General features: G+C 71.1%; 6 protein-coding genes and 2 pseudogenes. 6 read left to right on the forward strand and 2 right to left on the reverse strand.

Annotated features, from left to right (window positions below; all coding sequences use genetic code 11):
- Nucleotides 1-345: pseudogene (locus tag ACFWI9_RS31440) on the reverse strand (hypothetical protein); the annotation flags it as partial.
- A gap of 2 nt (nucleotides 346-347) precedes the next feature.
- A complete protein-coding gene (locus ACFWI9_RS31445; protein WP_387167841.1) occupies nucleotides 348-707 on the reverse strand; it encodes a hypothetical protein in 360 nt (119 codons plus the stop codon).
- 541 nt (nucleotides 708-1,248) lie between these two features.
- On the opposite strand from ACFWI9_RS31445, the gene ACFWI9_RS31450 reads away from it, so the two are divergent.
- The 6 genes and pseudogenes from ACFWI9_RS31450 to ACFWI9_RS31475 form a co-directional block, all read left to right on the forward strand.
- Nucleotides 1,249-2,340: a methionine ABC transporter ATP-binding protein gene (locus tag ACFWI9_RS31450; protein ID WP_387167844.1), complete on the forward strand. Its 1,092-nt coding sequence runs from the start codon at nucleotides 1,249-1,251 to the stop codon at nucleotides 2,338-2,340.
- A complete protein-coding gene (locus ACFWI9_RS31455) occupies nucleotides 2,337-3,005 on the forward strand; it encodes a methionine ABC transporter permease (protein WP_387167847.1) in 669 nt (222 codons plus the stop codon). The genes ACFWI9_RS31450 and ACFWI9_RS31455 overlap by 4 nt, the downstream gene beginning before the upstream one ends.
- A gap of 88 nt (nucleotides 3,006-3,093) precedes the next feature.
- The gene (locus ACFWI9_RS31460; protein WP_387167850.1) at nucleotides 3,094-3,966 is read left to right on the forward strand and encodes a MetQ/NlpA family ABC transporter substrate-binding protein; all 873 of its coding nucleotides are present in this window, start codon (nucleotides 3,094-3,096) and stop codon (nucleotides 3,964-3,966) included.
- 215 nt (nucleotides 3,967-4,181) lie between these two features.
- Complete coding sequence (locus ACFWI9_RS31465) at nucleotides 4,182-4,817, forward strand: GNAT family N-acetyltransferase (RefSeq protein WP_387167856.1); 636 nt, start codon at nucleotides 4,182-4,184, stop codon at nucleotides 4,815-4,817.
- Between the two features lie 142 nt (nucleotides 4,818-4,959).
- Entirely contained in the window at nucleotides 4,960-6,171 is a 1,212-nt protein-coding gene (gene cbiE / locus ACFWI9_RS31470; RefSeq protein ID WP_387167853.1) for a precorrin-6y C5,15-methyltransferase (decarboxylating) subunit CbiE, read from the forward strand.
- A 629-nt stretch (nucleotides 6,172-6,800) separates the two neighbouring features.
- A pseudogene (locus tag ACFWI9_RS31475) lies at nucleotides 6,801-8,203 on the forward strand (5,6-dimethylbenzimidazole synthase); the annotation flags it as partial.

Consider the following 8,203-nt stretch of genomic DNA (forward strand, 5'->3'; position numbering starts at 1 on the left):
CAGCCCCACACACACCCCCCCACCCCCCCGGCGCGCCGACCACACCCCGACACCCAGGGTGACCGTGACCCACGCGTACACCACGGCGGCCATCGCCGACAGGGAGTAGGCGAGCGGCGCGTGCTCGTACTCGGTGGCGATCTGGTAGACCGAGCGCGACACGGCGCCCACCGACATCACGCCGTACAGCCACACCACGAGCAACCCGGGTCCGCTTACCAGCCGGGTCCGTGCGCCCGCGGGCCGCTGCTCTGCGGGGCTGTCCGCGCCGTCGGCGGTTCCGGTGCCGGAACCGGTGCTCGTTTCGGATCCGGTGCCCGCGGTGGAGTGCGTGGAGTCCGTCATCCTCAGCCCTTCCAGATGTCGTAGAGCCGCACTTCCAGCACCGCGAGTACCACCGCGCCCGCCGCGACCGTCACCGAACCCCAGCGGGTCCGCTCGCTCAGCGAGAGGAGTCCGGCCGCCGGAACCGCCGCGAAGGCCCCGATCAGATACGCGATGAAGATCACCGAACCCTGATCCGCCCGCTCGCCGCCGGCCAGTCGCACGATGCCCGTGACAAGCTGGACCAGGGCCAGGAGCGTCACCACGGCCATGCCGATGAAGTGCCAGTCCTTCGTCGGCTGGTTGCGGTACGCGGCATGGCCGCACCAGGCGGCGAGAGCGAGGGCGGCCGCCGAGAGGGCGACCGTCAGGGCGTCGAGCATGCAGCCGAGGGTATTACGGGCCGCTGAACGGGCGGTGCGCGGCCCCCGAGGCCACGAGCCCAGCGGCCGGGCGTCCGTGGTCCTGCCCACAGAACCCCAGGGCGGCAGCGCTGGCAGGACGCGCGTACCGTCGGCGGCCCTCCGTGCATCAGAGCAGGTCAACGGCCTGTTGGCGTAGACATGGCGAAGCCCAGGTGGTCCGCATTCCGAGCGGGATTGTTCCGGAATGCGGACAGTCGACAGGCGTCCGGATGCTTGTCTGCTTTACTGGGCCGCATGACCACGACGAGCAGCCGCACCCTTGCGACCGAGGCGAACATGACGCCCGGTGCTCGCTGTATGTGTCGAATGTGCGCCTTCTGAGGGCCCCTTCCTGAGTCTCGCGCCCCGAAGCGAGACCCCCGCCCTGCGCACGCACCGCCCACCGGCTGACCGTGCGGTGTCTCTGCGTCTGCCCGTCCCCGAATCGGCACACCAAGACGGCACACCACCCATGCCCGGCGCGCCACCGCGCCGCGCGCTCGACAGTGACGGAAATCCTGTGATCACCACCAAGGGCCTCACGAAGGTCTACCAGTCGCGAGGCCGCGACGTCACCGCGCTCGACGGAGTCGATCTGCACGTCCGGGAGGGCGAGGTCTTCGGCGTCATCGGCCGCAGCGGCGCCGGGAAGTCCTCCCTCATCCGCTGCGTCAACCTGCTGGAGCGGCCCACATCGGGCACGGTGACCGTGGACGGCACCGACCTCACGGCCCTCGCCGGACGCGGCAGCCGCGCCGGCAAGGAACTGCGCCAGGCCCGCAGCCGTATCGGCATGGTCTTCCAGCACTTCAACCTGCTGTCCTCGCGGAGCGTCAAGGACAACATCGAGCTCCCCCTGGAGATCCTCGGTGTCACCGGCGCCGAGCGCTCCCGGCGCGCCCTCGAACTACTCGACCTCGTCGGGCTCGCCGACAAGGCCAAGGCTTACCCGGGCCAGCTCTCGGGCGGTCAGAAGCAGCGTGTCGGCATCGCCCGGGCGCTGGCAGGGAAGCCGAAGGTGCTGCTCTCCGACGAGGCCACCAGCGCCCTCGACCCCGAGACCACCCGCTCCATCCTCCAGCTGCTGCGCGACCTCAACCGGCAGCTCGGACTGACCGTTCTGCTCATCACCCACGAGATGGACGTCGTGAAGTCCGTCTGCGACTCGGCCGCGCTGATGGAGCGGGGCAGGGTCGTGGAGTCCGGCACGGTGAGCGAGTTGCTCGCCACGCCGGGATCGGAGCTGGCGAGAGAGCTGTTCCCGGTGACCGGCGACGCCACGGGTCCCGACCGTACGGTCATCGATGTCACCTTCCACGGCGACACCGCCACCCAGCCGGTGATCTCCCAGCTCTCGCGTACGTACAACATCGACATCTCGATCCTCGGCGCAGCGATGGACACCGTGGCCGGGAGGCAGATCGGCCGGATGCGCATCGAACTGCCGGGCCGCTACGAGGACAACGTCGTGCCGGTCGGCTTCCTGCGCGAACAGGGCCTCCAGATCGAGCACGTCGAGCCCGATCCCGCGCCCGGCGAGCCGGGCGGTCCCGGCAGCCCCGGTGACGTCCCCGCGCCGCGCCCCGAACTGGTGAAGGAGACGGCCCAGTGACCTGGCCGGAAATGCAGCCGCTGCTGACCCAGGGCACCATCGACACCCTCTATATGGTGCTGTGGTCCACGGTCGTCACCGTCATCGGCGGACTGCCGCTCGGCGTTCTGCTGGTTCTCACCGACAAGGGCGGACTGCTCCAGAACACCCCCGTGAACAAGACCGTCGGCGTGATCGTGAACATCGGCCGCTCACTGCCGTTCATCATCCTGCTCATCGCGCTGATCCCGGTCACCACCGCGGTGGTCGGCACCTTCATCGGCCCTACGGCCATGATCGTGCCACTCGCCGTAGGCGCCATCCCCTTCTTCGCGCGGCTCGTCGAAACGGCGATCCGCGAGGTCGACCACGGACTGGTCGAAGCGGTCCAGTCCATGGGCGGCTCCATACCGACGATCATCCGCAAGGTGCTGCTCCCGCAGGCCCTGCCCTCGATCGTCGCCGCCGTCACCACCACCGTGATCGTCCTCGTCGGCTACTCGGCGATGGCGGGCGCGGTCGGCGGCGAAGGCCTCGGATCCAAGGCCGTGACCTACGGTTTCCAGCGGTTCGAGACCACTTTCATGCTCATCACCGTCGCCATCCTGATCGCCATCGTCACGGCCGTTCAGCTCATCGGCGACGGAGCGGTACGGCTGCTGGCCCGCCGGGGCCGCACCGCCTGAGCACCCCTCCGCTTCAACCCGCACACCGCGAGCCCGCACTCCTTGTCCGGGCGTCAGCACCGCACTACCAAAGAACGAGGCACTTTTCGTGCGTAATCACCGCAAGTACACCAAGCTCACCGCCATCGCAGCCGCCACCACCGCGCTCGCCATCGGCCTCACCGCTTGCGGCACCGCCTCCGACCCCGGCGCCGGATCCGGTTCAGGCGACAAGCCCGCAGCGGCGAACGAGCCGCTCGTCGTGGCGGCGTCGCCGACCCCGCACGCCGACATCCTCGCGTACGTCAAGGAGAACCTGGCCGCGAAGGCGGGGCTCACGCTGGAGGTCAGGGAGTTCACCGACTACGTCCTGCCGAACAACGCCACCCAGCAGGGCCAGGTCGACGCCAACTTCTTCCAGCACAAGCCGTACCTGGACGACTTCAACAAGAAGAACAAGACGACCATCGTCCCGGTCGTCAACGTGCACCTGGAGCCGCTCGGCCTCTACTCCGGCAAGATCAAGTCCCTCAAGGACATCAAGGCGGGACAGACCGTCGCCGTGCCCAACGACACCACCAACGAGGGCCGCGCGCTCAAGCTGCTGGCCGACAACGGCCTGATCACCCTCAAGCCGGGCGCTGGAACCGACGCCAAGCTCTCCGACATCACCGACAAGAAGGGCCTGGAGTTCAAGGAGCTGGAAGCCGCCACGCTGCCCCGCGCCCTGAACGACGTCGACGCTGCCGTCATCAACGGCAACTACGCCATCGAGGCCGACCTCGCGCCCGCCGCCGACGCCCTCGCGCTGGAGAAGGCGGAGGGCAACCCGTACGCCAACTTCCTCGCCGTCAAGGAAGGCAGCGAGAAGGACCCGCGAGTGGCGAAGCTGGCGAAGCTCCTCAACTCCCCTGAGGTGAAGAAGTACATCGAGGACACGTACAAGGGCTCGGTCATCCCCGCCTTCGGTCCCGCCGCATGATGTACCGCGCCGCCGACTTGAGGCAGCCGGCACGCACTTGACGCTCCGCCGGGAGCGGCAGGCCCCGCGCACCCACCAGAACCGCAAGGCCGGTGCGCGGGGCCTTCGGCGTGTCCCCGGCGTATCCACCCCGGCCCTGCGCATCCGTCAGGCGATGTTGCATGCTGGGCCTTTACGCGTACGGCCTTTACGACGGTCTCGGCATGGAGCTGCGCATGACTACCACCTTCCCGGACATCTCCATCAGCACGGAGCGGTTGGTGCTGCGCGCGCTCGAACCCGCTGACGCCCCGGCCCTCGCCGAGATGATGAACGACGAACAGGTCGCCACCTGGACCCCGGTGCCACAGCCCTTCACCGAGGCGGCGGCCTACGGCTGGATCGGGGACTACGCACCCACCGAGCACGCGGCGGGCCGCGGCCTGGACCTGGCCATCACCGAGTTCCTCACCCAGCGGCTGGTCGGCGTGATCCAGCTCGCCCACACCGACTGGCGGGTACGCTCCACCGAACTCTCCTACATCGTCGCCCCCTGGGCCCGTGGCGAGGGATACGCCTCCGAAGCGGCACTCGCCACCGCCCGCTGGCTCTTCCGCGACCAGGGCTTCGAACGGGTCGAGATCCGCACTGCCGCCGACAACGCCGCATCCCAGCAGGTCGCCCAGCGGATCGGCTGCATCAGCGAGGGTGTGCTGCGTGGGGCCTGTATAGCCCGCACCCGCGCCGAAGACGGGAGCTGGACCGACCTGCGCACCGACTTCATCGTCTGGAGCCTGCTGCCCGAGGACCTCGAAGGCGTCCCTGAGGAGCTGGGCGAAGCCGGATATTCCTCCTTCGCCGACTGGAGCTGAGACCCGGTAGGCTCACGGTCGCGACCTGCGCGACCCGCGCGACCCGCGGCGGTACGGCGGCGCGGGGAACACAGCGGGTGCGGCGAGCACAGCGACCGCTGTGACCGCGGTGACTTCGGCGAATACCGGGAGACAGACGACGATGGCCGACCGGGTCACGGTGATCGGCTGGGACGGTTCCCCCCTGACCTCGGCTGCCAGATCCGCGCTGTCCGCCGCCACACTCGTCGCCGGAGCGGCTCACCACCTGGCGCTTCCCGAGGTACCGGCGAACGCCGAACGGATACGGCTCGGCAGCGTCGACCTGGCCGCGCGCCGGATCGCGGGACACCGCGGCAGCCCCGTCGTCATGGCCGACGGCGACCCCGGATTCTTCGGCGTCGTACGCGCCCTCCGGGCACCCCAGCACGGTCTCGAGGTCGAGGTCGTGCCCGCGGTCTCTTCCGTCGCCGCCGCCTTCGCCCGAGCCGGGATGCCCTGGGACGACGCGCAAGTCGTCGTGGCCCAGAGCCGCACCCTGCGCCGGGCCGTCAACGTCTGCCGGGCGCACCCCAAGGTCGCCGTTCTCACCTCCCCGGGCGCCGGGCCGGCGGAGCTGGCGCTACTGCTCGAGGGCGTCCACCGCACCTTCGTGATCTGCGAGGAGCTGGGCTCCCAGCGCGAGCGGGTCACCGTGCTCACCTCCGACAAGGCCGCCGACCACACCTGGCGCGACCCGAACGTCGTCATCGTCATCGGCGGCGCCGCAGCCGCGTCCAGGAGCGGCTGGGTGGCGGGCCGCGACCCCGGCTATCCCTCGGTCGTACGCGGCTGGGCACTGGCACCCGACCCCGGCGAACCGCCCACCGGGGAAGGCGGGTCGCCGCAGTTGCGTGCCGCCCAGCTCGCCCGCCTCGGCCCGCGCCTCGGCGATCTCGTCTGGGACATCGGCTGCGGCAGCGGCGACCTGGCCGTCGACGCGGCACGCTTCGGCGCCGCGGTGATCGCCGTGGACACCGACCCGGCCGCATGCGACCGGACAGCCGCCGCCGCCCGCCGACACGGCGTCCAGCTCCAGACCGTGCACGGCCGGGCGCCGCACGTACTGGAGCGGCTCCCGGAACCGGACGTGGTCCGTATCGGCGGCGGGGGAGTGCCGGTGGTCAGCGCCTGCGTCGACCGCCGCCCCGAACGCATCGCCACCCACGCCTCCACCCGGGACGAGGCCGAGGCCATCGGCGCCGCCCTCGCGGACGGCGGGTACCGCGTCGAGTGCTCCCTGCTCCAGTCCGTTCAGCTGGATCCCGGCGACTGGTCCGAGCAGGAACGCTCCGTCGTCTTCCTGCTCTCGGGAGAACTGGCGCGCCGGGACTGAGCCCGGGCGTCCCCGGCAGGGAGCACACCGGCTCGTCAGCATCATTGATCATGATCGCTGATGACGGTCCGGCAGGTCCGGCGGCTCCCGGCGACGCCCTCCCTGACCGGCGGCCATCGCCGTGCGCGCATCCTTCCCAAGGCGGCCTCGTCCACCATGCGTCGGACCCGTGGCGGGCGGGTCCCGCTCAACACACTCCGGCCGTCCGGGGTATTGCCCGAGCACCGCTCAGATCGCGCCCCCGACCCCTGGCGGCACGTCCAAGCGCGGTAGGCTGGCCGATCGCTGTACCGCAGCCGGTGGGGCGTCGACTTCTCTCCTCCCGGCTTCGTCCCCCCGCTACCACGGGGTGCCCAGGGCACCCCGGCCAAAGGTCGCAAGAGGGGGCCGATTTGGGTTCCGGTGTGGTACGGCGCGACCGGGGGGACGCGCAACGTGGCGCAGTCCACAGGCGACCGTGGCGGATCCTGCTGCCATGGACGCGAATGGCCAGGACAATGCTGGTGTCTGCGGGCTTTCGTGCCGCGCGGCGCACACGCTCGTTCTTGATATGACGGGTGCTTGTGTGCCGCGATCGGGCGCCCCGGGCGAAAGTCTGAAGGAGCACAACCGATGGGCGAGGGGAACGCATGACCGACACCGGCCAGATCCCGGGCGAGGGGCTGCCGGAGAACGCAGGCATGGTGGAGCAGCCGGGCATCCCCGCTCCGGGCGCGTACACCTTCCTCGATCCCTCCGAAGGTTCAGCCGAATCCGTCGCCGATGACGACGACCTGCTGCTGATGCCGGGCGCCCAGGGCGCCTGGAGTGAGGCCCAGCCGGCGGGACCCGTCGGCGGGCACATCGTCCCCGGGGCGCCGGTCGCGCCCCCGGGGCCGCAGCAGGTCCCGGCCGCAGTGGCGCGGACCGTCGCTCCCGATGCCGCGGCGGCGGCCGTACGGGCGGCGGTACAGCACGCGACGCCGCAGGCGGGCGTGCCCTCCGGGCCGGTGCACCAGGCACAGGAACCGGTCGTCGCTCCTGTCGCGCCTGAGCCCGTGTCGTCCCAGCCTCATCCGGCCGTGGCACCCGAGGCTGTTGTCGCCCCGGAGTCCGTCGCGGCCGAGCAGGTCGTGCCGCAGCGGACAGCGCCGGAGTCCTCGGTGGCGACCGACGCCACCGCGCCCCAGCCCGCAGTGCCTCGACAGGCCACCGGAGAGCCGAGCGCCACCGCCCCGGCCGCGGAGCAGCAGGGGCCCGCGGCCCCTGAGCCGCTCGCACCGCAGCAGGCCGTACCCCAGCAGTCGGTTCCTGAGGCGGGTGCGCACGAAACCGGTGGACGGGACTCGGGCTCGCTCGACCTCGGCGGCGTACGGATTCCGCCTACGTCGTCCACCCCCACGCCGCCGCCGGGACGCCGTCCGCTGCACATGGGCCCGCCGGTGCCGGACGCCACCGGTGGCGTGGTGCGCTCCCTCGCGGACCGCGGACCGGCCAGCGCGGTCGGAAACCCATCGGGGCACACGCCGCCGCACCCCATCCCCGTACGTCAGCCGGGGCCGCCGACCACCGGCCTCGAGTATCTCGACATCCCCCGCGATGAGCCCACGGAGTTCACCGAGCAGCCGCAGCCCGGCGACACGGCACCGCAGGACGCCACGTCGTGGACGCCCGTCGCCGTGCCGTCCTTCAGCACGCCCGCGGACATGCCCGAGACGCCGGAGCGGGCAGAAGTCGTGGAAGCACTGGAGACAGCGGAATCGCTGGAAGTACGGGAAACGCCTGAACCAGGGGAACCCGCACAAACAACGGCATCAGCCGAGCCGGTGGCTACGGCAGAAACGGTCGTTCCGGAAATCACGGATACGGCCGCCGCCGCAGCTCCCCTCGCGACCGCCGCAGCGGCCGGCCCCAGTGCCCCCGGTCCTGCGGCCGCCGCTCCCGACGCCAATCCCGAGCCGTCGGATCCGCAGGCCACATCGTCGGATCCGGTGGTCGCCGTCGTCCCCCGACCGCGCGACGGCGGCCCCCCCGCTTCCCCCCAGGTACCGGT

It is taken from the genome of Streptomyces sp. NPDC127084 (assembly GCF_042724175.1).
In the GTDB taxonomy this organism is placed as follows: Bacteria; Actinomycetota; Actinomycetes; order Streptomycetales; family Streptomycetaceae; genus Streptomyces.

Excerpts from the sequence above, each read along its gene's own strand:
- cbiE (WP_387167853.1), top strand. The coding sequence starts at position 4,960 with ATGGCCGACCGGGTCACGGTGATCGGCTGGGACGGTTCCCCCCTGACC.
- ACFWI9_RS31465 (WP_387167856.1), top strand. The coding sequence starts at position 4,182 with ATGACTACCACCTTCCCGGACATCTCCATCAGCACGGAGCGGTTGGTG.
- ACFWI9_RS31445 (WP_387167841.1), bottom strand. The coding sequence starts at position 707 with ATGCTCGACGCCCTGACGGTCGCCCTCTCGGCGGCCGCCCTCGCTCTC.